Origin of the sequence: Magnetovibrio sp. (assembly GCF_036568125.1) — a bacterium.
Taxonomy (GTDB): Bacteria; Pseudomonadota; Alphaproteobacteria; order Rhodospirillales; family Magnetovibrionaceae; genus Magnetovibrio.
Genome location: NZ_DATCTF010000014.1, coordinates 15,336 through 37,831 on the forward strand (window position 1 = coordinate 15,336; position 22,496 = coordinate 37,831).

Below are 22,496 nucleotides of genomic sequence, written 5' to 3' on the forward strand. Positions count from 1 at the left end.
TGCGCACATGAACATCATCATCATCGGCATGCGCGGTGCCGGAAAGTCCAATGTTTCAAGGCGCTTGGCAGTTCTGACCAAACGCCCGGTGCTGTCGTCGGACACCCTGATCGAATATGAAAACGGCGGCAAGACCATCGCTCAAATCATCAGCGACAATAACGGCGACTGGCGGGCGTTTCGCGATATGGAATTCGAGGTGATCCGCAAAATCGCCGCCATGGATGGCGTGATCGTCGACTGCGGCGGGGGGGTGATCGTCGATTTGGACGCTGACGGCAACGAGGTGTTTTCCACCCGCAAGGTCGAGGCGCTGAAGAAAAACGGCACCATCATCTGGCTGAAAGGCGACATCAAGCGGTTGGTCGAAAAGGTCAAGGACAAGGCCGAACGACCGACTTTGGATCTTACGCGTTCCGCGGAAGAACTGATGCGCCGTCGTCTGCCGTTTTACGAAAAGGCCGCCGACATCGTCATCAATATCGACGGCAAGAAACGCCCGGAAATGGCCGAATCCATCGTCAAGATGTTCAAAGATCAACTCTGATCCGTATCGCTCTGCGCACTAATGAAGTCTGTGGCCAGGACGTAACGGTTTTTGCCCAGACGTTTCGCTTCGTACATCGCCGCATCGGCTTTAGACAACAGATGCTTGAGATCAGAGCCGTCATCGGGGGCGAAGGCGATGCCGATACTGGCCGAAAGGTTGGTGATCTGACCACAGGACAAATCATACGGCGCTGCAAGAGTTTCGAGCAGCTTTTGCGCCACCAAGATTGTCGTGTCGCGCGACACTTTGCCTTCCAAAATGACCGCGAATTCGTCGCCCCCCATGCGCCCGGCGATGTCGCTTTTACGCAACAGCGTGACAATGCGCGCGGCGATTTGTTTAAGGGCCTCATCACCAGCTTCATGACCGCACTTGTCGTTGACGTCCTTGAAGCCATCCATGTCGATGAACAACAACGCGAGTTGCGTGCGGGTGCGGGCGGTTCGCGCCAAGGCGTGTTCGAGGTTGGTGTCTAATTCGCGGCGATTGGCGATATTGGTCAGATCGTCCAGGCTGGCGAGGGCTAACAGTTTGTCTTCGAGTCTTTTGCGTTCGGTGATATCGAGCATCACGCCGATGATGCCGCCGGGTTGATCGTTGGATTTGCGGAATACGGCTTTGTGGAACATCACGTCGTGGATCGTGCCATCGCCATGGGATACGGAGGTCTCGTAGACCTGAGAACCACCTTGACGAATCAGGTCGAGATCCGCCTGATGGTAGATCTCTGCGAGCTTGGAAGGCGCGACGTCGTATACCGTCTTGCCGACGATTTGATCGCGTGACAGGCCCAAGTACTTCTCGAATTGTTCGTTGCAGCCGGTGTAGACGCCATCTTCGTTTTTGTAAAAAATCGGCGCCGGGATCGCATCCATCAGGCTTTCCAAAAGCCTTGTTTGATCTTGCGCTTTGTTTTTATCTTCGGCCAAGCGCGGGAATATCCAGAAATACAAACTTCCCAACAGTGTGATCGATACGATTGTCGCATCGATGGCAGCCAAACCGATGTGGGAAATGGTCGTGACATTATGAATCACGACCATTATGCCAAACTCGATCGCAAAGCACAGGACCGTCACCCATGCGAAATAGCGAAAGTGCGGCTTCAACTGCAAAAAATTCGGTTTGGACATGAGGGCGCAACCGATAACAGACAATGAAGAGTGCGGCGATAGCGTAAGAAGTGCAGCGACTTACCCGAACAATTTAAATTCTATACCATAATATTGTATGTGGAAATAATCGCCTTGATCTAGGGGCTTGCGTGCGAAATGTTAGACATAAAAAGAAACGGCGGCCCGAAAGCCGCCGCTTATATGAACTTGATGGCCTTCGATTAGGAACGTGAGGAAATCGGCGCGTAATGGCGTTCCGTGTGGCCGGTGAACAATTGACGCGGGCGGCCAATTTTCTGCGACGGATCCTCGATCATTTCGTTCCATTGCGCCACCCAACCGACCGTGCGCGCCACGGCGAATAGCACCGTGAACATGTCGGTGGGAATGCCCATCGCGCGGAAGATGATACCGGAATAGAAATCCACGTTCGGGTAAAGCTTCTTTTCCACGAAATACGGGTCTTCCAAGGCGATCTTTTCCAACTCCATGGCCAGCTTGAGCAGCGGGTCGTTTTCCGCGCCCAATTCCTTAAGCACCTCGTGTGCGGTCTGGCGCATGACCTTGGCGCGCGGGTCGAAGTTCTTGTAGACGCGATGGCCGAAGCCCATCAGGCGGAAGGCGTCTTCCTTGTCTTTCGCGCGGGCGATGTATTCGGGGATGTGATCGACCGAGCCGATTTCTTCCAACATGGTCAAAACCGCCTCGTTGGCGCCGCCGTGCGCAGGGCCCCACAAGCACGAAATGCCCGCGGAAATGCATGCGAACGGATTGGCCCCGGACGATCCCGCCAAACGCACCGTCGAGGTCGAGGCGTTTTGTTCGTGATCGGCGTGCAAGATCAAGATCCGGTCCATGGCGCGCGCCAGCACGGGGTTGACTTCGTATTCCTCGCACGGGTTGGAGAACATCATGTAAAGGAAGTTTTCCGAGTAGTTCAGGTCGTTGCGCGGATAGACGAACGGCATGCCCTGGGAATACCGGTACGCGTTTGCGGCGATGGTCGGCATTTTCGCGATCATGCGCGTGGACGCGACGAAGCGGTGCTTGGGATCGGAAATATCGGTGCTGTCGTGATAAAACGCCGCCAACGCGCCGACCACGCCGACCATAACGGCCATCGGGTGGCTGTCGCGGCGAAAGCCGTGATAGAAGCTGTGGATCTGTTCGTGCAGCATCGTGTGGTAGGTGATGCGGTGGTTGAACTTATCTTTTTCTTCCTGGGTCGGCAGTTCGCCGTAGATCAGCAGGTAGCACGTTTCGACATAATCGGAACTCACCGCTAGCTCTTCGATGGGATAGCCGCGATACAACAATTGGCCTTTGTCGCCGTCGATGTAGGTGATGCCCGATTGGCAGCTGCCGGTGGAGGTGAAGCCGGGGTCATAGGTAAAGTGACCCGTCTCGGCGTACAGTCGCCGCACGTCGATCACACGCGGTCCCACGCTGCCTTCCAGCACGGGCAGTTCCCAGCTTTCGCCGGTATCGTTGTTGGTCAGCGTGAAGGTGTGTTCGATTACATCTTTTTGTTTCATGGGGCTCCTCACCAATTCTCTTGTCGTCCTGGCCGCGCCTTCGCAACCGGACGGTCGGTTTCCGACAGGGGGGATCCTGTCAGTCTGGGCGCTTGTGCGCCTCTTGAAATAGGCTTTATGCAGTGCTGCCTAAGGCGTCATCAATACGCCCCAGGGTTTCGTCTTTACCCAAAATTTCCATGACCTCGAACACGCCGGGCGAGACGTTGGATCCCGTCAGCGCCGCGCGCAAGGGCTGGGCGACTTTGCCCAGTTTCAATTCGGCCCCTTCGGCGTACGCCTTGGCCTGGTCCTGCAACGGCCCGGAGTGCCAGTCGTCAAATGCGGCCAAAATGTCGCGCATGCGCTGCAACACCTCGCGGCCTTCGTCGTTGAGCAACGCGATGGCCTTGTCGTTCAACGGGATGGGGTGAGTGCGAGCGTAAAATGAAGCGCTTTCAGTAAGTTCTATGGTGTTCTTCGCGCGAGCCTTGAGGTCGGTCATGCCGGTCAGAATGCGCTCGGCGGCGTTTTCAGCCACCTTGCCGTCAAGCAATTGGACCACGCCGGGCCAAATCAGTTCAAACAAGCGATTGTTTTCGGCTTCACGCATGTAATGGGCGTTGAGGCTGGCCAGTTTATCGGCGTCGAAGCGCGCGGGGGCTTTGCCGACGTCGACGACGTCGAACCATTCGATGGCTTGCTCGCGCGAAATGATTTCCGCGTCGCCATGGCCCCAGCCCAGGCGCAGCAGGTAATTGTTCACCGCTTCGGGCAGCAGACCCATGTCGCGATAGGCCTCGACCCCCAGCGCACCGTGGCGCTTGGACAGCTTTTTGCCGTCCGCGCCGTGCAACAGCGGCATGTGGGCGAAAATCGGCCGTTCCCAACCCATGGCGTCGTAGATTTGCATCTGGCGGAAGGTGTTGGTCAAATGATCGTCGCCGCGTACCACGTGGGTCACCCCCATGTCATGGTCGTCGACCACGACGGCGAGCATGTAGGTGGGCGTGCCGTCGCCGCGCAAAATGACGAAATCGTCGATTTCGGCGTTGGAAACGGTCACTTTTCCTTGGATCAGGTCCTCAATCACCGTTTCGCCGCTGTGTTCGGCTTTGATGCGCACCACCGGGTCCACGCCCGCGGGCGCTTCGGACGGGTCACGGTCGCGCCACAGGCCGTTGTAGCGCATCGGCTGACCGGCGGCCTTGGCGGCTTCGCGCATTTCGGTCAGTTCTTCCGGCGTGCAGTAGCACTTGTAGGCTTTGCCTTTGTCGAGAAGTTCCTGGGCGACCTCGGCATGACGTGCGGCGCGGGAAAATTGCGACACCGCTTCGCCGTCCCAATCCAGTCCCAGCCATTTCAGCCCGGCGGAAATCGCATCGACGGCTTCCTGGGTGGAGCGCTGGCGGTCGGTGTCTTCGATGCGCAGCAGGAACTTGCCGCCCATATGTTTGGCGTAGAGGTAATTGAACAACGCCGTGCGGGCGCCGCCGATGTGCAAAAAGCCCGTGGGAGAGGGCGCAAAACGTGTGACGACGGTCATGATTGCCGTATTTTCTCTCAAATCTAATTTCGTGTAATCTAAATGCGCTTGGCACCAATTTGGTGTGGTTTAGCACATTCTCTTCGCTATTGCAGCATTTGGCTATGAATTTATCGCTGCAACGGGTTCGCATTCATACGTTAAATGATCTTCAAAGGACAGAGAAATCCTGATGATGTCGCGCCCGTTCAGATCAGTTTTGCTTGTATACCAAGCCTTTATAGGCGATCGGGAACGCTGGCCGTTGTGGTTGCCGGTGCTGTTGGGAAGCGGAATCGAGATCTATTTTTCTTTGCCGTCCGAACCACCCTTATGGGCGGGGTGGGCGACGGCGGCGATTCTGGCGACCATCGCGTGGCGACTCCTGGGCAAGAGCGATGTGTTTTTGCTGTTTCTCGCGTGCGCGGTCGTCTCGCTTGGTGTCGGCGTATCGAGTTTGCGCACCTGGTGGGTGGCCGCGCCGGTGATAGCGACGGAAACCGGCCCGCTTAGCCTTACCGGACAGGTTCGGCACGTGGAACACTTGGTCAGTGGGCAGCGCGTGACCCTCATACACCTGAGCGGATCGCGTCTAGCCCCGGCCAGCACACCGCAGGCGGTGCGCGTCAAATTGATGGGCGAACAGCCCCCCTTCGGACCCGGCGATTGGCTGGAGCTGCGCGCCAACCTGTTGCCGCCGCCGCCGCCGGCGATGCCGGGGGCGTTCGATTTTCAGCGCCAAAGCTATTTTCAGGGTCTAGGTGGGGTCGGTTTTGCATTCGGCAAGGTCGCGGTTATCGGCGCGGCGCCACACATGGGCATCGACAGCCTGGGCTTCGCGTTTCAGCGTGTGCGCGTCGATCTGGCGCGGCGCATCGGCGCGGGATTCGCTGACGAACCAGCCGGGCGCGCCGTGGGCGGGGTCGCCACCGCACTGATGACCGGCGAGCGCGGCGCCATCCCTGAAACCGTCCTGGACGACATGCGTGCCAGCGGCTTGGCGCATTTGTTGGCGATATCCGGTCTGCATGTCGGCTTGATTGCGGGCATCGTGTTTTTCGCGCTGCGCGGCGCCCTGGCCCTGATCGCTCCGTTGGCGTTGCGCTATCCGATCAAGAAATGGGCCGCCGTGGGGGCATTGTTCGCGGCGTTCGGTTACGCGCTGCTGGCCGGTGCGACGGTGCCGACCCAACGCGCCTTTTTGATGATCGCGTTGGTGTTGCTGGCTGTGCTGTTCGATCGCCGCGCCGTGTCCATGCGCTTGGTGGCGTGGGCGGCGATGGCGATTTTACTGCTGAGCCCGGAAAGCCTGCTGGGGGCGAGCTTTCAGATGTCGTTTTCCGCCGTGGTTGCGCTGGTCGCGGTCTACGAATACCTCAGGCGCAAAGGCGTGTTCGACACGCCCCCGCAAACCTGGAGTGGCAAAGTCGGGCGCTACGTCGCGGGCGTGGCGCTGACCACCGCCGTCGCCGGGGTGGCGACCGGAGTATTTGCGGCCTATCACTTCAACCGGGTGGCGGATTTCAGTTTGGCGGCCAATTTGATCGCGGTGCCGGTTACGGCGTTGTGGATCATGCCGTGGGCGGTCGTGGCGTATGCATTGATGCCGTTTGGCCTGGAATATCTAGCCTTGGCGCCGATGGGATGGGGGATCGAGGCCGTAATCGCCACGGCCCGCGAAGTCGCCCATTGGCCCGGCGCGGTTACGGACATCGCGGCGTTTTCCGTGTGGGGGCTCGTGTGGGTGGCGGTGGGTGGGCTGTGGTTGGCGTTGTGGCAAAGGCCTTGGCGCTTGTGGGGGGCGCCGGTGGCGGTCTTGGGGCTGCTCGGCGTGCTTGGCGGCCCGTCCGCGCCGGATGTGTTGATCCATCCGGACGGTAAGCTTGCGGCAGTGCGCACGGGGGCGGGCGATTACAGCGTCTCGACCCTGACGGCGGCGAAGTTTGAGCGCGATGTGTGGTTGCGTCGCGCCGGGCTGAGCGCCAAGCCCCGCCGTTGGCGCGATCCGGATACCGACCCGCAGCAACTGCGTTGCGACGCTCTAGGCTGTTTATACCGCACGGCGGGACGCAGCGTGGCGTTCACCCGTGCGCCGGAAGCGCTGAACGAGGACTGTTGGCGCGCCGACGTGCTGGTCGCGGCCATGGCGTTGAACCCGGCTGCACAAGACAGATGTCGCGTCGCCACCCGTCTGATCACGGCTGAAGATTTACAACGCGGGGGAACCCATGCCATTTGGCTGGGGGATGGGAAGGGGGGCGATAGCGGCCCGGTGCACATCGAAACGGTGAACGGTCAACGCGGTGATCGCCCTTGGGTGATCAAGGCCAAAAAGTAAGCCAAATCCTCAATATTTGCGCAGCAGGCCCACCAAGCGGCCTTGGACCTGCACGCGGTCGGGGCCGAAAATACGGGTTTCGTAGTCTTTGTTGGCCGGTTCCAAGGCGACCTTGTCGCCTTTTTTGTGGATGTATTTGAGGGTCGCTTCCTCGTTGTCGACCAAGGCGACGACGATCGCGCCGTTTTCGGTGCGTTCGGTCTTTTGGATGATCACCGTGTCGCCGTCGAAAATGCCCGCGTCGATCATCGAATCACCGTCGACTTCCAGGCAATAGTGATCGCCACCGCCAAGCATGCTCGGCGGCACTTCGATGAACGAGGTGGGATCGGAAATCGCTTCGATCGGCGTGCCCGCAGCGATGCGGCCCAAAAATGGTAGTTCCACGCCGCTATCGGGCGCGGTGTGGGCGGGGGTCGGCTTGGCGCCGAATTCACCCTTGACCACGTTGGCCATGTGCGACGGCGTTTCGGATGTGGAGGCTTGTTCGCGTTGGTTTTCACGGTCGCGCTCGACGTTTTCCGGCATCTTGAGGACTTCAAGCGCGCGGGCGCGATGGGGCAGGCGACGGATGAAGCCACGTTCTTCCAAACCGCTGATGAGGCGGTGAATGCCCGATTTGGACTTTAGACCCAAGGCATTTTTCATTTCTTCGAACGACGGCGGCACTCCGGCTTCGTTGATGCGCGCTTCGATCAAAAGCAGAAGTTCGTACTGTTTGGTTGTCAGCATGGCGTCACCTGCATCCGCATGAAAAATGAAGTCCTTGGTGCGTATGGCGTTGGTGTTCAAATGATAAAGAACAAAACAAAAACACGCATTTATGTTCTACTTTGGTTCCATTGTGCGGTCAAGGGCTCAATTGGAAAAAAATGTCTCGGATTCTGAGTTGCTTGCCATCGATGTGAAGGCACATAATGCGTCATGGCTCAGAAACGCTTCATGTTCGGTGGGCTTGGTGCCCTGTTTACGGTTCTGGTGCTGGCATCGTGCGACGCCGAGCCGCCCGCCATCGAGCCGGAAGTGGAGCATTGCGCCATCACTGCGGGGCGCGCGACGCAAACGTATGGCGACATCACCATCGTGCGCATGCGGCATTGGACCTTGGAAGACGTGCGCGGGGTGCAGTTGCGGTTCGAATACCCGCCCGATTATGAAGAATTCCGCTTCGGCAACATTTTGTGCACCTATGCGTTTCCCTTAGACATTCGCTCAGATCTCAAGCGCATCGTCAAAGCCCAGTCGGTTTACTTCAAGGGACGTTATCTGTCTGAAAGTGAACTGCATTTTCTCAACACATCGCCATTTCGGCCGCAGCCAAAATTTAAGCTTACACCGTAAGCCTTATTTCAGATGTCGAGGCAAAATGCATCCGGGTATATGACAAAACCGGAGAAATCGTCAAAAACGCCCTGTTTTAGGGTCAAAACCATCGAAAATGGGCCTGAAAATGGGCTTTTCAAACATTCGGCGATTTGGGCGCTGAACCCAAAACGCGGATAAAACCGTTCATGACCCACGACAACGACCGCTTCGATGCCGTTTTCACGACATTTTTCAAGACCTTGACGTACAAGTTCAGATCCGATGCCGAGTCGCTGGTGGGTCGGAGCTACCGCCATGGGGGCAAGGGCTGCTGCGCGAATGGACCTCTTGTGGTCGTCAGAGGTCACCTCAAGCTCTGAAAACAGGATGTGACCGACGATTTCGCCATATTCTTCCGCCACAAGCGCGGTTATCACCAAATCAGCCTCGCGCAGGCGATCGATCAATTCAGACTCGTCCGTGCCGCCGAACGCGGCGTCATTCACGGCGCGAATGCCCTCAAAGTCGTCCGGTTGCTCTTCGCGGATGCGCATCACAGCGATATGCGGCCGGTGCGAAGCGGGACAATCTCGACAATCTCACCGGCCTTGCGCGCCGGGTCATGGGGCGGGCGGATCACCAAACAGTCGGCCTCGGCGAATTTGGCGAGCATGGCGCTGTCTTGCTTGGAAAACACGGTCGCGACGCGCTCGCCGTTCTCATCCGTGGACAAGGTCGCGCGGCTGTATTCCTGGCGCTGGTCGTTTTCGCCGACATCGTGGGCTAACTTGGCGGTGTCGGGATGGGTGTTCTCGGCCTTCATCCCCAGCATCGCTTCGATCGCGGGGCGCAAGAACACGGCGCTGCTGGCGCCAACGCTGACCGGGTTGCCGGGCATGCCCATCACCGGGGTGCCGTCCAGAAGGCCAAAGATAACCGGCTTGCCAGGACGCATCGCGACCTTGGAGAAGAACAGCTTCATGCCTTCGTTGCCAAGCACCTGGGCCACCAAATCATAATCACCGACAGAAGCGCCACCGATGGTGATCAGCATGTCGGCTTGCTTGGCCGATTGCACCAAACGGGTGAGAGAGGCCATATCGTCGCGTGCAATCCCGAGGTCCAGCGGCTCACCACCGAAGGCCTTCACGGTCGCCGACAGCATCACCGAATTGGAACTGATGATTTGATTGTCGCCCAAGTCATCGCCGGGCATCACCACTTCGTTGCCGGTGGCGATGATCGCGATGCGCGGTTTGCGCCGCACCTGCACCCATGGCACGTTCGCCGCGGCCGCCAAGCCAATGTCGCGTGCCGTCATCACGCGACCGGCCTGGATCAACACTTCACCGGCTTTGAAATCCAGCCCCGCCGGGCGGATGAAACGCCCGGCGGGCGCCGTTTCCAGGACCTTGACCGTATCGCCTTCGCGTTTGGTGTCTTCTTGAATGATGATGGTGTCTGCGCCGCGCGGCATCGGCGCGCCGGTGAAGATGCGCACCGCTTGCCCTATGCCGACCTCACCGTCGTAGCACCCGCCTGCCGGGCTTTCGCCGATGACGTTCAAGTCGACCGGCACCGTCGCGACATCGGCCTGGCGCACCGCGTAGGCATCCATGGCCGACACGTCCGCCCACGGCTGGGTCAGGCGCGCGATGATGTCTACGGCCAGAACCCGGCCCAAGGCATCGGGCAGGGCGACTTGTTCGGCGCATGTCTCGTTGACGTTGGCGATGACCTGGGACAGCGCTTCGGCGACGGAAATCATCTCATTCGGTCCTTTAATCGGCTGTGAATTCGCCGGATTTTCCACCGGCCTTGTGCACCAAGCGGATGTCGGTGATGTGCATGGCTTTGTCGACCGCTTTGCACATGTCGTAGACCGTCAACGCCGCCACCGACACGGCCGTCAGCGCTTCCATTTCCACCCCGGTCTTGCCGCTGAGCTTGCAGGTCGCTTCGATGTCCACCGCATTTCGCGCCGGATCGCAGCTCAGATGCACTTTGACCGAGGTCAGCATCAGGGGATGGCACAGCGGGATCAGGTCGGGGGTGCGTTTCGCGCCCATGATGCCCGCCAACTGCGCCACCGACAGCACGTCGCCTTTTTTAAAGCCGCGCTCTTGGATTTTTGCCAATGTTTCCGCCGCCATCAACACGGTGCCCTTGGCGGTTGCGGAGCGTTCCGTGACGTCCTTGTCGCCGACGTCGACCATGCGGGCGTTGCCCTCAGCATCCATGTGGGTGAAGTCAGACATCTGCAGGTTCCTTGGTGAGAATGGCGCGGGTCGCGGCTTCGACGTCGTCTTGGCGCATCAGGCTTTCGCCGATGAGGAAGCAGCTTGCCCCGACCTTGGACATGCGCGCCAGGTCGGCGGGCGTGTTGAGGCCGCTTTCCGACACCAGCAAGCGGCCTTGCGGCACCATCGCGGCGAGCGCTTCGGTGGTGGCGAGGTCCGTGACCATGGTCTTGAGGTTGCGGTTGTTGACGCCGATCAGCTCGGTCTTGAGCTTCAGCGCACGTTCCATTTCCTCGGCGTTGTGGACTTCGACCAAAACGTCCATGCCGAACTCTTCGGCGACGCTTTCCAATTCGGCCGCTTGCGCGTCGCTGAGCGACGCCATGATCAACAAGATGCAGTCCGCGCCAAAGCCGCGCGATTCGATCACTTGGTAGGGATCGAGCATGAAATCCTTGCGCAAGACCGGCAGCTTAACGGCGTTTTTGACCGCCACCAGATATTCGTCCGCGCCTTGGAAATAGCGCTCGTCGGTTAACACCGACAAACATGTCGCCCCGGCGCGCTGATAGGCCTTGGCCAGCTTGGGCGGGTTGAAGTCTTCACGGATCAAACCCTTAGAGGGCGAGGCTTTCTTAATTTCGGCGATCAGGCCGTAGCGGCCATCGGCCACTGCGGTTTTGAGCGCCTTGATGAAGCCGCGCGGCGATTCAGCCATGTGCGCCATGTTTTCCACGTCGCCGATGGAACGGATGGCCTTCATGTTGGAAACATGATTGCGCTTGTAAGCGTTAATTTTCTTGAGAATGTCGGACATCAGCCGCCCACCTCGTCGGTCATCGCCTCGGCATCGGCGTCGTTGGTGATGTTGATCAGGTTTTCCAGCGTTTCCAAAGCCTTGCCCGCATCCAGCGTCTGAGCCGCCTGGGCCGCGCCGTCTTTGAGGTCTTCGGCTTTGCCCGCGACCAACAACGCGGCGGCGGTGTTGAGCACCACGCAGTCGCGAAACGCGCCTTTTTCGCCTTGCAGCATTGCTTTCATGGCTTCGGCGTTTTCTTCCGGCGTGCCGCCTTTTAGGTCTTCGGGCTTGGCGAGGGCGATCCCGGCATCAGTTGGACTGATTTCGAACTCACTCAGTTCACCGTCTTTGATTTGCGCCACGTAGGTCGGCCCGGTGGTGGTGATTTCATCCAAGCCGTCGGAACCGTGCACCACCCAGGCCATCTCGGCACCCAGATTGGCGAGCGTTTGCGCCATCGGTTTGATCCACTGGCGGCTGAACGCGCCGGTCAGCTGGCGCTTGACGCTTGCGGGGTTGGACAGCGGGCCGAGGATGTTGAAGATGGTGCGCACGCCCATTTCGATGCGTGCGGGCATCACAAATTTCATCGCCGCGTGGTGACGCGGGGCCAGCAAAAAGCCGATGTTGGCTTCCCAAATGGAACGCTTAACCAGTTCCATGTCGCATTCGAGGTTTACGCCCAAGGCGCTGAGCACATCGGCGGTGCCTGATTTGCTGGAAAGCGCGCGGTTGCCATGCTTGGCGACGGGCACGCCGCACGCCGCCGTCAACAGCGCCGCGCCGGTGGAGATGTTGTAGGTGCCCGACGCATCGCCGCCGGTGCCGACGATGTCGATGGCGTCATGGGGGGCCGCGATCTTGTGCATTTTGGCGCGCATGGTTTTGACCGCGCCGGTGATTTCGTCGACGGTTTCGCCGCGCACCCTGAGCGCCATCAAAAAGCCCGCGATCTGCGCCGTGGTGGCGTCGCCGGACATGATGATGCCAAAGGCGTCTTCAGCCTCACTGGCGCTCAACGCTTTGCCGTCCGCGACTTGGTTGAGGATCGGTTTGAGGGCGCTCGGGATGTCGTTCATGCCGCGGCTTTCCTGTTTTTCGAAATGTCGATGAAGTTCTTGAGAATGTCGTGGCCGTGTTCCGACGCAATGCTTTCGGGATGAAACTGCACGCCGAAAATCGGGCGGGTCTTGTGCATCAGGCCTTGAATGACGCCGTCGTCGCTTTCGGCGGTGATTTCCAGGCAATCGGGTAGGCCTTCGCGCGCCACCATCAGCGAGTGGTAACGCGTGCACACCAACGGTGAGGGCAAGCCGCGAAACACGCCGCGTCCGGTGTGGGTGATTTCGGAAATCTTGCCGTGCATCGGCGCGGGCGAACGCACCACTTGGCCGCCGAAATGCTGGCCGATGGTCTGATGACCCAGGCACACGCCGAAAATCGGCAAATCGTCGGGCGCTTTCGCCACCACATCCAGGCAGATGCCCGCTTGATCCGGATCGCACGGTCCCGGCGACAAGACGATGCCGTCGTAGCCGCCGTTGACGGCTTGCTCCGCCGTGATGGCGTCGTTGCGCTGCACTTCGACCTCGGCCCCAAGTTCGCCCAGGTAGTGCAGCAGGTTGTAGGTGAAGCTGTCGTAGTTGTCGATAAGCAGAAACATTTCAAAGCCTTAAGGGGCAAAGCCAAAGCCACGCCGGATAAATGATCGGTGTGCGCACAATGCCCGCCCAAAGCCCCAATCGTCAAGGAAAACAGGGCGCCTTGACCTTCCCACCTTGGGAAGGTTTACACTCAACCTTAAACCAAAATGGAAGGTTGTTGAAACATGCCCAACACAGCGCAATACAACGGACACAATGGCACACACATCACGTTGCCGGTCGAAGGCATGACCTGCGCGTCGTGTTCGGCGCGGATCGAGCGACAGTTGTCCAAACTCGACGGTATCGAAACGGCGGCGGTCAACTTGGCGGCGGAAACAGCGGATGTGCAGTTTGACCCAGCGCGTGTGAGTGCGGACGACATCAAACGCACCATCGAAAAGACTGGGTTTAGTGTACCTGAACGCACCATCAAGTTGAGCGTCGAAGGCATGACCTGCGCGTCGTGCGTGGCGCGGGTGGAAAAGGCCGTTGCCAAGCTTCCGGGGGTTTCGGCGGTCAGCGTCAATCTCGCCAGCGAGACGGCCCACGTGACCTCAAGTGTGGTCAGCGCCGCCGACATCGTGCGCGCCATCGAAAAAACCGGTTATACGGCGCGTCTCGATGAAGACGTTGAAGCGTTCGGTGCGGCGGATGAAGCCAAGGCGGCGGTGCGCTTGCGTCATGATCTGATCAATTTGGCCATCGCCACTGCCTTCACCACGCCGCTGTGGGCGCAGATGCTGTGGAACGTATTTGGTCTAGACGGCATGTTGCCGGGGTGGGTGCAGTTGGCGTTGGCCTCGGCGGTTCAGTTTGGTGCGGGCTATCGTTTTTACGGCCCTGCCTACAAAGCCCTGCGCGCGGGCAGCGGCAACATGGACTTGCTGGTGGTCTTGGGCACCACCGCAGCGTGGATGCTGAGCGCGTGGCGGGTGTTGTGGCCGATGGCGGACGGCCAGGGACATCTGTATTTCGAAGCCTCCGCCACCGTGATCACCTTGATCCTGTTCGGTCGTTTTCTGGAAAGTCGCGCCAAACGCGGCACCACCGGGGCGATCCGCGCGTTGATGAAATTGCGCCCCGAAACGGCGCGGGTGCTGTCCGCCGACGGCACGGAAGTCGAATTGCCCGCCAGCAGCGTCAAAAGCGGCGACGTGGTGGTGATCCGACCCGGCGAACGCGTGCCGGTGGACGGCGAGGTGATCGAAGGCCGCAGCTCGATGGACGAAAGCCTGCTCACCGGTGAAAGCCTGCCGGTGAGTAAAAACGTCGGCGATGGCGTCACCGGCGGGGCCATCAACGGCAACGGTTTGGTGCACGTCAGGGCCACCCGGGTGGGCCAGGCGTCGACGTTGGCGGGCATCATCCAACTCATTCAAAATGCACAATCTTCCAAGGCGCCGGTGCAAAAACTAGTAGACAAAATCGCGTCTGTGTTCGTGCCCATTGTGGTCGCCATTGCGCTTTTGACCTGGATTGGCTGGACCTTGGCGGGGTTCGGTTGGGAAGTCGGCTTGATCAACGCCGTGACGGTGTTGGTGATCGCGTGCCCGTGCGCGCTGGGTCTGGCGACGCCGACCGCCATCATGGTCGGCACCGGGGTGGCGGCCAAGCACGGCATTTTGATCAAGGACGCCGAAGCCTTGGAGCACGCCCAAAAAGTCGACACCGTGGTGTTCGACAAGACCGGCACGCTGACCAAGGGCGCATTGCAGGTGGTGTCGGTCAATCCGGTGGTCGGCGACGACTTGACATTGCTGGCGGTTGCGGCCAGCGTTCAGCACGGCAGCGAGCATCCCATCGCACGGGCGATTATGGCGGCAGTTGGAGACGGCAATTTGGCGACGGTGAGCGATTTCACCGCCCATCCCGGCAAAGGCGTCGAAGGCCATGTCGATGGCCGTATCATTCTCATCGGCAATCGCACCTTGATGCATGAGCACGCCATCGACACAGCGCACCACGAAGACGAGGCGCAAGGTTTTGAAAATCACGGCAACACCGTGGTGTGGGTGGCCGAACGCGGGCACGGGCTGCTGGGCTTCATTGCGGTCGGCGACGTAGCCAAGGAAACAGCCCCCGCCGCAGTCGCCGGGCTGCAGGCGTTGGGAATCCGCACCGTGATGCTGACCGGCGACAACCGCCGCACCGCCGAAGCCATGGCCGGACGTTTGGGCTTATCCGATGTGATCGCCGAGGTGTTACCCGATGGCAAGTCGGGCGAGGTCGCGCGTCTGCAAGCGGACGGGCGTGTCGTCGCCATGGTCGGTGATGGCGTCAATGACGCGCCGGCGCTGGCCCAGGCCGACGTCGGCATCGCCATGGGTACCGGCACCGACGTCGCCATGCATACGGCGGGCATCACCTTGATGCGCGGCGCACCTGAATTGGTGGCCGGGGCCTTGGATGTGTCACGTGCGACGGTGAGCAAAATCCGTCAAAATCTATTTTGGGCCTTTTTTTACAATGTGATCGCGCTGCCCCTGGCGGCAGGCGGCTTTTTGAGCCCGGCCATCGCCGGTGCCGCCATGGCCTTGAGCAGCGTATCGGTGGTCACCAATTCTTTGTTGTTGAAACGTTGGAAGACGGGAGAAGGTGCATGAACATCGGACAAGCCGCAAAATTGTCGAAGGTTTCGGCCAAGACCATCCGCTATTACGAATCCATCAACCTGATCCCCAAGGCGGCGCGCAGCGACAACGGGTATCGCGATTATTCCGACAACGACGTGGAAATGCTGCGTTTCATCAAGCGTTCGCGCAATTTGGGTTTTGCGGTCGACGACGTTGCCAACCTGCTGGACTTGTGGCTCAACAAGCAACGCGCCAGCGCCGACGTCAAGGCGGTGGCGCTGAAACATATCGAAGATGTGGAAAAGCGCATTCGCGAACTGGAAGGCATCCGCGACACGTTGAAAAATCTGACCGAGTGCTGTCATGGCGACGACCGGCCCGATTGTCCGATTTTGGAAGGCCTCGCCGGTCACAAGGAACCCGTCGCGAGCGAACAGCCGTGCTGTCATAAATAAGCCGCCATGTAATGTGATGGTCGGCGTTGACGTGCGCCGCAGGGCGTAGGACCCTAGCGGCCAGATTCGATTGACACGGAACCTCTACGTGGCGCGCAAACCTGCTTCATCCTCGTCGAAAACCCGCAAAGGCACGCCTTTGCGAAATGCGTCGCGCAAGCACAAGCCGCCCCACGCCCAATCGCTGATCAAGCGCACGGTGGCCAAGCATAAAGCGCGCAAGGCCGGGCGTGCGTGGGCGCGATTTAAGCCGCATATCAATAAATTGATGGCGAAAACCTTGCGGGTGCCGCAGTTGGGCCTCGACCTGCCGGTTGTCGGGATTATGGCTTTCGTCGGCGTATTGGGGTTTGCCGCGGGTGCTGGCTATTGGGGTGCGCAGTCGATGTTCGGCCCGACCGATGCCGTGGTGTCTGCGTCCACGACCCGGGTGCTCATTCAACAGACGCAAAGTCCGCGCGGCGTGATCTTGCCTGAACCGAACGGCACGCAGCCCCACGGCACGCTGGCTTATGAAGAAAAAGCCCTGGAAGAGGTCTACGACCCGCTTCATCCCCAGGCTGTTGCGCCGACATCGCCGCCCGTCGAAGTCGCCAGCGCACCGCCGCCGACGGCCGACATTCCCCATGATGGCGATAAACCGCTTTGGCTGCGAAACGCCTTGGCGTTTTCGGCCCCCCAGGGTGCGCCGATGATTTCCATCGTCATCGATGACATGGGGGTGGATCGCAAGCGCTCGCTGCACATGTGGCAGGACGTGCCCGCGCCTTTGACGCTGTCGTTTATGACCTACGCCGACGACCTCCCGGCGCAGACCCAAGCGGCGCGCAAAAACGGCCATGAACTGATGCTGCACATGTCCATGGAACCTTCCAGCGCAACCATCGACGCCGGTCCCAATGTTTTGATGACGGCCATGGGCAGCGCGGAAATCCGCTCGTTGGCGAATTGGGGCATGAACAGGTTCGAGGGTTTCGTCGGCGTCAACAATCACATGGGCAGCCGCTTCACCGAAGACGAACGCGCCATGCGGGTGGTGTTGGAAGAAATCCAAAAGCGCGGGCTCATGTTTCTTGACAGCCGCACCTCCAGCCATACCGTGGGGCCCAAAATCGCACGCACATTGGGCATGCCGGCGTTGGAACGCAATGTCTTTCTCGACAACGACAACGTTCCCGAAAAGGTCTTGAAGCAGCTTGATGAGGTCGAGCGCCTGGCGCGCAAATACGGCCACGCCATCGCCATCGGCCACCCGCGCGACGCCACCATCGAAGTGCTCAAAACCTGGATCCCCAAGGCCCGCGAGCGTGGTCTTGCGATCGTGCCGGTGTCGACGTTGATGAAAGAACGTCTGAAACGCCAAACGGGGTAGGGAACGGGTCTTGACCTTGCTCGGACGGGAAGGCTTAACGTGGTATATGTTTCATTCGATTTATCACGGCATTATGCCGTAAGAGGCAAATATGACAGATACTTATAAAGTGATCGGCATGACCTGCGGGGGCTGCGCGAAATCCGTCACCAACGCTATTATGGACGTCGCGCCCGGCGCCGAGATCAGCGTCAACCTTGACGAAAAAACCGTCAGCGTCGCCGGTGCGGATGAGTCTGCGGTCAAACAGGCCGTGGAAGAAGCGGGTTTTGAGTTTTCAGGCCGGGCGTGAACGCATATAGTTTCTCTTGAAATTATGGCGCGTCAGTGTGGGAACGCAAAATGCTTATGGTTGTCGTTGCGGGATCGTTCGTGATCCTGTTTTGCATGTTGAGCGTCTTGCACGTTTATTGGGCCTTTGGGGGGCAATCCGGGCTCGACAAGGCTGTTCCCAGCATCGACGGCCGACCCGCGTTCCAACCGGGCGTGACGATCACGATGGTTGTCGCACTGGCGCTGCTGGGATGCGCCGCCGTGGCCGGACATTTGGGGTTTTCAGACCAAATCCAATGGCCATACGCACATTTGGCCCCGTACGCAGGGGCGGCCCTGGCGTTGGTCTTTTTGCTGCGCGCGGTGGGCGACTTCCATTATGTGGGTTTTTTCAAAACGCTAACGGGTTCACCGTTTGCAAAACTCGATACACGATTATACTCGCCGTTGTGCATTGTGCTGTCCGCCGGGTTCGGTTTTTTATCGCTCGCGGCCAGCGCATAGCAGAAGGCGCATCGTACGATTGAAAGAGGGATGAAGCATGCTTAAGACCACCTTGCGCACCGCGCTTGGCGCGATATTGATGTTCTTTGCGGCCCTGACGCCGAACGTTGGCAGCGCAGCCGATTTCATCATCGAACCGTTGGATTACGACATTCCGGCGGAAGTCCAGGCTGCCGCCGATGACGGCAAGAATCTGGTGGTGATGTTCGGCCAGAACGGTTGCCCGTACTGCGACAAAATGCACAAACGAGTCTTTCCCCATCCCAAAGTGGCGGCACAGTACGGCGAGGATTTCGTGATGTTCGAAATCAACATCAAAGGCGATTTGGAAGTCGTCTCGCATGATGGCGAAGCCACCACCGAAAAGGAATATGCCTCCAAGATGCGCGCCCGCGCGACGCCGCTGTTCGTCTATTACGACAAGCAAGGCAAGGACGTTCTGCGTCTGACCGGCTATCAAGAGCCCGGCATTTTCATGACCGCAGGGCGATATGTCAGCAGCGAAAGCTACAAGGACGGAACTTCGTTCCTGGCCTTTGTGCGCAGCGGTAAATGAGGGGGGATATCTCGATGAACATGTTGAAATCCAGATTTCGCACCTTCGCCACCGCGCTTGCGGGTATCGGCCTGATCACCGCGCTGACGTTTGATGCGCGCGATGCGCACGCGGACATGGCCCAAACGGATGTCGCCTTGGTCCAGCAAATGGCCGAAGCATCCACCGACAAACAGCTCGAAGCGTTGGAGATCTATTACGCTCTACATGTATCCGAATTGGCTGTGCAAAACATGAACGAACGGCGCACCGGCGCAATGTTCGCCGTGCAGCGCGCCAAGGCGGACAACAGTCCAAAAGGCAAAATTTCCGCGTTGGAACAAAAAGCCCAAGAGGTGGTCGCCGAACGCACAGCCAAGGTCGAAGAGAACCAGAAATTGCGCAAAAAACTGTCGGAAATCTCCGGTCTCGATTTTGCCGAACCGCTGGTGATGGCGCCCGATGCACCGATGGATATGCCGACGGCGCCAGCTGGCGTTCCCGCCGACTTGGTCGCAGCGCAAAAGGATGCCTGGACCGCGTTGCTGGCGGCGCAAAATGCGTGGCAGGAGGAACGTCTGACGTTGCTCGACGCGCAGCAACGCTATGACGAAACGCGCGACGTGCCCATCGGCGATCATCTGCGCGCCATGACGCTGGCGGAAACCGCTTACGCCAAGGCCATTGGCGCGTGCCGGTTGATCGAGGCGAAAATCGCGGCCGCGCAGGGCAAGTCTTTGGCCGAGGTGTTGAGCGCGCTCTAGCCCGTCAAAGAACTGTTACCTCGGCGTAGTAAAAGGCTCAAGCCCTCAACCTCAACGCAGGTTCGTCGCCATGGAACTGACCGCCTACATAGACATTTACTGCGAACGAACCCAACCGGGTTTGTGGAGCGAGCCGCTCAACGCCGTCACCAATTTGGCGTTCTTGTTGGCGGCGTGGCTGTGTTGGCGTCATTACGGGCAAAAAGGCCCTAATCTCGACAAAAGCGGTGCGCTGCTGATGAGCTTGGTCGGTTTGATCGGCATCGGCAGCGGACTTTTTCACACCGTTGCGACCCAATGGGCCATGTTGGCCGACGTGATTCCCATCGCCATCTTCATTCACGCCTTTTTGTTTTTCGCCTTGCAGCGTTTTTTCGGTTTGAACCGGATCGTCAGCGTCGCCGGGGTGGTGGGCTTTTTGGGCTTGTCGGGGGTGGTGGACGTGGCCCTGCCCAACGAGGTGCTTAACGGCAGCGGCGGCTATATCCCGCCGTTCGCCGCATTGACCGCCATGGGCGCGGCCATGTTGGCACGCAATCACCCCTATAGCGACCACATGTTGATCGCAGCCGCGGTGTTTTCGGCATCCCTGACGTTTCGCACCGTCGACATGATGGCGTGCGAGATGGTGCCGTTCGGCACTCATTTTTTATGGCACACGCTCAACGGCGTTTCTTTGTATCTGGTCGGGCGGGCGTATTTGTGTTCCCATTCGTCCCACGCCCCTCAACCGGCTTGATGACCTGCAAGGCGTCCCCATATGAATTGAACCGAGGTTCTTTCGATCATGGAAAGGCGACGTGGATGAGAGCTCTGCTCCGAATTTTGGCCGTTTTCGGCGTGTTTGCCTTCGTTTCGACGGCGACGGCGCAAGCTCAAGACGTCATCGCGCATGTCACGCGCCTGCAAAATGCCGCCACGGTGGAGCGGAGCGGACTGCCCGCACCGTTGACGATGAACATGGCCCTTGAAAGCAACGACACCGTCGCCACCGCGACCGATGCGCGTCTGGAAATCACTTTTGTCGACGGCACCACGTTGACGCTCGGCGAACGCGCCCGCATCACGTTGGACGACTATGTCTACACTCCCGGCGAAACGGCGAACAAACTGGCGGTTTCCGTGGCCCAAGGCGCGTTCCTGTTCGTTTCCGGGGCAATGGGCAAGCAGGCGGAGCGGGAAATGCAGGTCACCACCCAACTGGCCACCATCGGCATTCGCGGCACGACGTTTTGGGGCGGCCCGTTGGATACCCCCTTGGACGTGTTGCTGTTGGACGGCAAGGTCGAGGTGCGCAGCCCCGGCGGTGCGGTGATCTTGGATCAGCCGGGTAAGGGCACCACGGTCCCGATGCCCGGACAAAGCCCCACACCGCCGACGTCGTGGCCCGAAGACAAGCGCCAACGGGCCTTCGCCACGGTTGCTTTTTAAGACTTAGTTGTTGCGCCGCGCGTAGCGCACGGCTTCTTCGGCCGCGCGGATCAGGGCTTTGGCCTTGTTGCAGCTTTCTTGGTATTCGCCCTCAGGGGTCGAATCCGCAACCACGCCGCCACCCGCCTGGGCGTACAGCCAGCCGTCCTTGATCACCGCGGTGCGCAGGGCGATGCAGGTATCCATTTCGCCGTCGGCACCGAAATAACCGATGCACCCGGCGTAAACGCCGCGTTTTTCCGGTTCCAGCTCGTCGATGATTTCCATCGCGCGAACTTTGGGCGCGCCGGACGTTGTGCCGGCGGGAAAGCCTGCGTAGAGCGCGTCGATGGCGTCCTTGCCCGCAGCGATGCGGCCTTCGACGTTGGACACGATGTGCATGACGTGGCTGTAGCGTTCGATGATGTAGCTGTCGGTAACCTTGACGGAACCGATTTCCGCGACCCGGCCGACGTCGTTGCGGCCCAAATCCAACAGCATCAGGTGTTCGGCGCGTTCCTTAGGGTCGGCCAAAAGTTCTTCTTCCAAGGCCTTGTCTTCGCTGGGCGTCGCGCCGCGCGGGCGGGTTCCCGCGATGGGACGAATGGTGACGGTGCCGCCCCGCAAGCGCACCAGAATTTCGGGGCTGGAGCCCGCTACCTGAAAATCGCCGAAGTTGAGATAAAACAGGAACGGTGACGGATTGACGCGCCGCAGCGAGCGGTAAAACGCGAACGGCGGCAAACTGAACGGCAGCTTGAAGCGTTGGCTCAGCACCACCTGGAAGATGTCGCCGGCGAGGATGTATTCCTTGGCCTTTTCGACCATTTCGTAGAATGCCGACTTGGTCATATTCGAAACCGGTTCGGGCAGGTCCAAGGCTTCGTCGTGCACAGGTTGGGGCGGTAGGGCGCTTTCGAAATCGCTGACGGTGCGCGACAAACGTGCTTGGGCGTCCTCGAAAGCTTGAGCCGCGGTGGTGTCGTCGCTGGGATAGACCGGCGTCACCACGAACACGATGTCGGATGCGTTGTCGAAAATGGCAATCACGGTGGGGCGCAAGAACACCCCGTCGGGCACGCCCAATACGTCGGGGTTGGCGTCGGGGATGTTTTCCACCAGACGCACGCTGTCGTAGGACAGGTAGCCGATCAGGCCCGCCGCCATCGGCGGCAACACGCCATGGCTTGCGCTCGACATGTCGATGCGGCTTTCGGCCATCAGCGCGCGCAGTGACTTCAGCGTGCCTTCGGATGCGGCCACCGGGCAGGGTTCGAACGCATTGCTGTCGTTGAGGGCGTTGCGGTTGATGTCGGCATGGTCGCCCACCGCCCGCCACACGATGTCGGGGCGGCAACCGACGAAGGAATAACGGCCGCGATTGGCGCCGCCTTCGACCGATTCCATCAAAAAGCCGAGACTGTCGGCCCCCACCAGCTTCATGTAAGCGGAAACGGGGGTATCCAGATCGCCGACCAAAGTGGTCCATACGACTTGCGCGCGGCCCGCATCGTAGGTCTTTTCGAAATCGGAAATCCCGGGGTTGAGGTCCATCACATCAAATGTCCATCGGGCCGA

The 22,496-nt window shown here is 59.6% G+C and carries 23 protein-coding genes; 12 read left to right on the plus strand and 11 right to left on the minus strand.

Annotation, left to right across the window (positions count from 1 at the left end):
* The first annotated feature begins 7 nt into the window (after positions 1 to 7).
* Positions 8 to 547 carry a shikimate kinase gene (locus tag VIN96_RS11730; RefSeq protein WP_331896411.1) on the plus strand — a complete coding sequence of 180 codons (540 nt, stop codon included), beginning with the start codon at positions 8 to 10 and terminating at the stop codon, positions 545 to 547.
* Here the strand turns inward: VIN96_RS11730 and VIN96_RS11735 are convergent.
* From VIN96_RS11735 to gltX, 3 genes are all read right to left on the minus strand, one after another.
* Entirely contained in the window at positions 538 to 1,683 is a 1,146-nt protein-coding gene (locus VIN96_RS11735; RefSeq protein ID WP_331896412.1) for a diguanylate cyclase domain-containing protein, read from the minus strand. The genes VIN96_RS11730 and VIN96_RS11735 overlap by 10 nt on opposite strands.
* A 203-nt stretch (positions 1,684 to 1,886) precedes the next feature.
* A complete protein-coding gene (gene gltA, locus VIN96_RS11740) occupies positions 1,887 to 3,200 on the minus strand; it encodes a citrate synthase (RefSeq protein ID WP_331896413.1) in 1,314 nt (437 codons plus the stop codon).
* 115 nt (positions 3,201 to 3,315) lie between these two features.
* Positions 3,316 to 4,725 carry a glutamate--tRNA ligase gene (gltX, locus tag VIN96_RS11745; RefSeq protein ID WP_331896414.1) on the minus strand — a complete coding sequence of 470 codons (1,410 nt, stop codon included), beginning with the start codon at positions 4,723 to 4,725 and terminating at the stop codon, positions 3,316 to 3,318.
* Positions 4,726 to 4,897: 172 nt separating this feature from the next.
* Between gltX and VIN96_RS11750 the strand changes: the two genes are divergently transcribed.
* Positions 4,898 to 7,042: a ComEC/Rec2 family competence protein gene (locus VIN96_RS11750; RefSeq protein WP_331896415.1), complete on the plus strand. Its 2,145-nt coding sequence runs from the start codon at positions 4,898 to 4,900 to the stop codon at positions 7,040 to 7,042.
* Between the two features lie 9 nt (positions 7,043 to 7,051).
* On the opposite strand, the gene lexA is transcribed toward VIN96_RS11750, so the two are convergent.
* Positions 7,052 to 7,774, minus strand: a complete 723-nt coding sequence (gene lexA / locus VIN96_RS11755) for a transcriptional repressor LexA (RefSeq protein WP_331896416.1) — start codon at positions 7,772 to 7,774, stop codon at positions 7,052 to 7,054.
* A gap of 192 nt (positions 7,775 to 7,966) precedes the next feature.
* Between lexA and VIN96_RS11760 the strand changes: the two genes are divergently transcribed.
* Positions 7,967 to 8,383 carry a hypothetical protein gene (locus VIN96_RS11760; RefSeq protein ID WP_331896417.1) on the plus strand — a complete coding sequence of 139 codons (417 nt, stop codon included), beginning with the start codon at positions 7,967 to 7,969 and terminating at the stop codon, positions 8,381 to 8,383.
* 8 nt (positions 8,384 to 8,391) lie between these two features.
* On the opposite strand, the gene VIN96_RS11765 is transcribed toward VIN96_RS11760, so the two are convergent.
* From VIN96_RS11765 to VIN96_RS11790, 6 genes are read right to left on the minus strand one after another with little or no spacing between them, the layout of a single operon-like run.
* On the minus strand, positions 8,392 to 8,901 hold the full coding sequence (locus VIN96_RS11765) for an N-acetyltransferase (RefSeq protein ID WP_331896588.1): 510 nt from the start codon (positions 8,899 to 8,901) through the stop codon (positions 8,392 to 8,394).
* A complete protein-coding gene (gene glp, locus VIN96_RS11770; RefSeq protein WP_331896418.1) occupies positions 8,901 to 10,115 on the minus strand; it encodes a gephyrin-like molybdotransferase Glp in 1,215 nt (404 codons plus the stop codon). Before glp ends, VIN96_RS11765 begins: the two co-directional genes overlap by 1 nt.
* 13 nt (positions 10,116 to 10,128) lie before the next feature.
* Complete coding sequence (moaC, locus tag VIN96_RS11775; RefSeq protein ID WP_331896419.1) at positions 10,129 to 10,605, minus strand: cyclic pyranopterin monophosphate synthase MoaC; 477 nt, start codon at positions 10,603 to 10,605, stop codon at positions 10,129 to 10,131.
* Positions 10,598 to 11,404: an indole-3-glycerol phosphate synthase TrpC gene (trpC, locus tag VIN96_RS11780; protein WP_331896420.1), complete on the minus strand. Its 807-nt coding sequence runs from the start codon at positions 11,402 to 11,404 to the stop codon at positions 10,598 to 10,600. The genes moaC and trpC overlap by 8 nt, the downstream gene beginning before the upstream one ends.
* Positions 11,404 to 12,465 carry an anthranilate phosphoribosyltransferase gene (trpD, locus tag VIN96_RS11785; protein ID WP_331896421.1) on the minus strand — a complete coding sequence of 354 codons (1,062 nt, stop codon included), beginning with the start codon at positions 12,463 to 12,465 and terminating at the stop codon, positions 11,404 to 11,406. Before trpD ends, trpC begins: the two co-directional genes overlap by 1 nt.
* The gene (locus VIN96_RS11790) at positions 12,462 to 13,049 is read right to left on the minus strand and encodes an aminodeoxychorismate/anthranilate synthase component II (RefSeq protein WP_331896422.1); all 588 of its coding nucleotides are present in this window, start codon (positions 13,047 to 13,049) and stop codon (positions 12,462 to 12,464) included. Before VIN96_RS11790 ends, trpD begins: the two co-directional genes overlap by 4 nt.
* A 165-nt stretch (positions 13,050 to 13,214) precedes the next feature.
* On the opposite strand from VIN96_RS11790, the gene VIN96_RS11795 reads away from it, so the two are divergent.
* From VIN96_RS11795 to VIN96_RS11835, 9 genes are all read left to right on the plus strand, one after another.
* Positions 13,215 to 15,635, plus strand: coding sequence for a heavy metal translocating P-type ATPase (locus tag VIN96_RS11795; RefSeq protein WP_331896423.1), 2,421 nt, complete (start codon positions 13,215 to 13,217; stop codon positions 15,633 to 15,635).
* Complete coding sequence (gene cueR, locus VIN96_RS11800; RefSeq protein ID WP_331896424.1) at positions 15,632 to 16,060, plus strand: Cu(I)-responsive transcriptional regulator; 429 nt, start codon at positions 15,632 to 15,634, stop codon at positions 16,058 to 16,060. Before VIN96_RS11795 ends, cueR begins: the two co-directional genes overlap by 4 nt.
* A gap of 88 nt (positions 16,061 to 16,148) precedes the next feature.
* Positions 16,149 to 17,432: a divergent polysaccharide deacetylase family protein gene (locus VIN96_RS11805; protein WP_331896425.1), complete on the plus strand. Its 1,284-nt coding sequence runs from the start codon at positions 16,149 to 16,151 to the stop codon at positions 17,430 to 17,432.
* A 91-nt stretch (positions 17,433 to 17,523) separates the two neighbouring features.
* Positions 17,524 to 17,724, plus strand: a complete 201-nt coding sequence (locus VIN96_RS11810; protein ID WP_331896426.1) for a heavy-metal-associated domain-containing protein — start codon at positions 17,524 to 17,526, stop codon at positions 17,722 to 17,724.
* 50 nt (positions 17,725 to 17,774) lie between these two features.
* Complete coding sequence (locus VIN96_RS11815) at positions 17,775 to 18,209, plus strand: DUF3995 domain-containing protein (protein WP_331896427.1); 435 nt, start codon at positions 17,775 to 17,777, stop codon at positions 18,207 to 18,209.
* A 37-nt stretch (positions 18,210 to 18,246) separates the two neighbouring features.
* The gene (locus VIN96_RS11820) at positions 18,247 to 18,765 is read left to right on the plus strand and encodes a thioredoxin family protein (protein ID WP_331896428.1); all 519 of its coding nucleotides are present in this window, start codon (positions 18,247 to 18,249) and stop codon (positions 18,763 to 18,765) included.
* A gap of 14 nt (positions 18,766 to 18,779) precedes the next feature.
* The gene (locus tag VIN96_RS11825) at positions 18,780 to 19,508 is read left to right on the plus strand and encodes a hypothetical protein (RefSeq protein ID WP_331896429.1); all 729 of its coding nucleotides are present in this window, start codon (positions 18,780 to 18,782) and stop codon (positions 19,506 to 19,508) included.
* A 70-nt stretch (positions 19,509 to 19,578) separates the two neighbouring features.
* Complete coding sequence (locus VIN96_RS11830; protein ID WP_331896430.1) at positions 19,579 to 20,247, plus strand: hypothetical protein; 669 nt, start codon at positions 19,579 to 19,581, stop codon at positions 20,245 to 20,247.
* Positions 20,248 to 20,312: 65 nt separating this feature from the next.
* On the plus strand, positions 20,313 to 20,939 hold the full coding sequence (locus tag VIN96_RS11835) for a FecR family protein (protein ID WP_331896431.1): 627 nt from the start codon (positions 20,313 to 20,315) through the stop codon (positions 20,937 to 20,939).
* Between the two features lie 3 nt (positions 20,940 to 20,942).
* Here VIN96_RS11835 and trpE read toward each other — a convergent pair whose 3' ends face one another.
* Positions 20,943 to 22,472, minus strand: coding sequence for an anthranilate synthase component I (gene trpE / locus VIN96_RS11840; RefSeq protein WP_331896432.1), 1,530 nt, complete (start codon positions 22,470 to 22,472; stop codon positions 20,943 to 20,945).
* Positions 22,473 to 22,496: the final 24 nt, after the last annotated feature.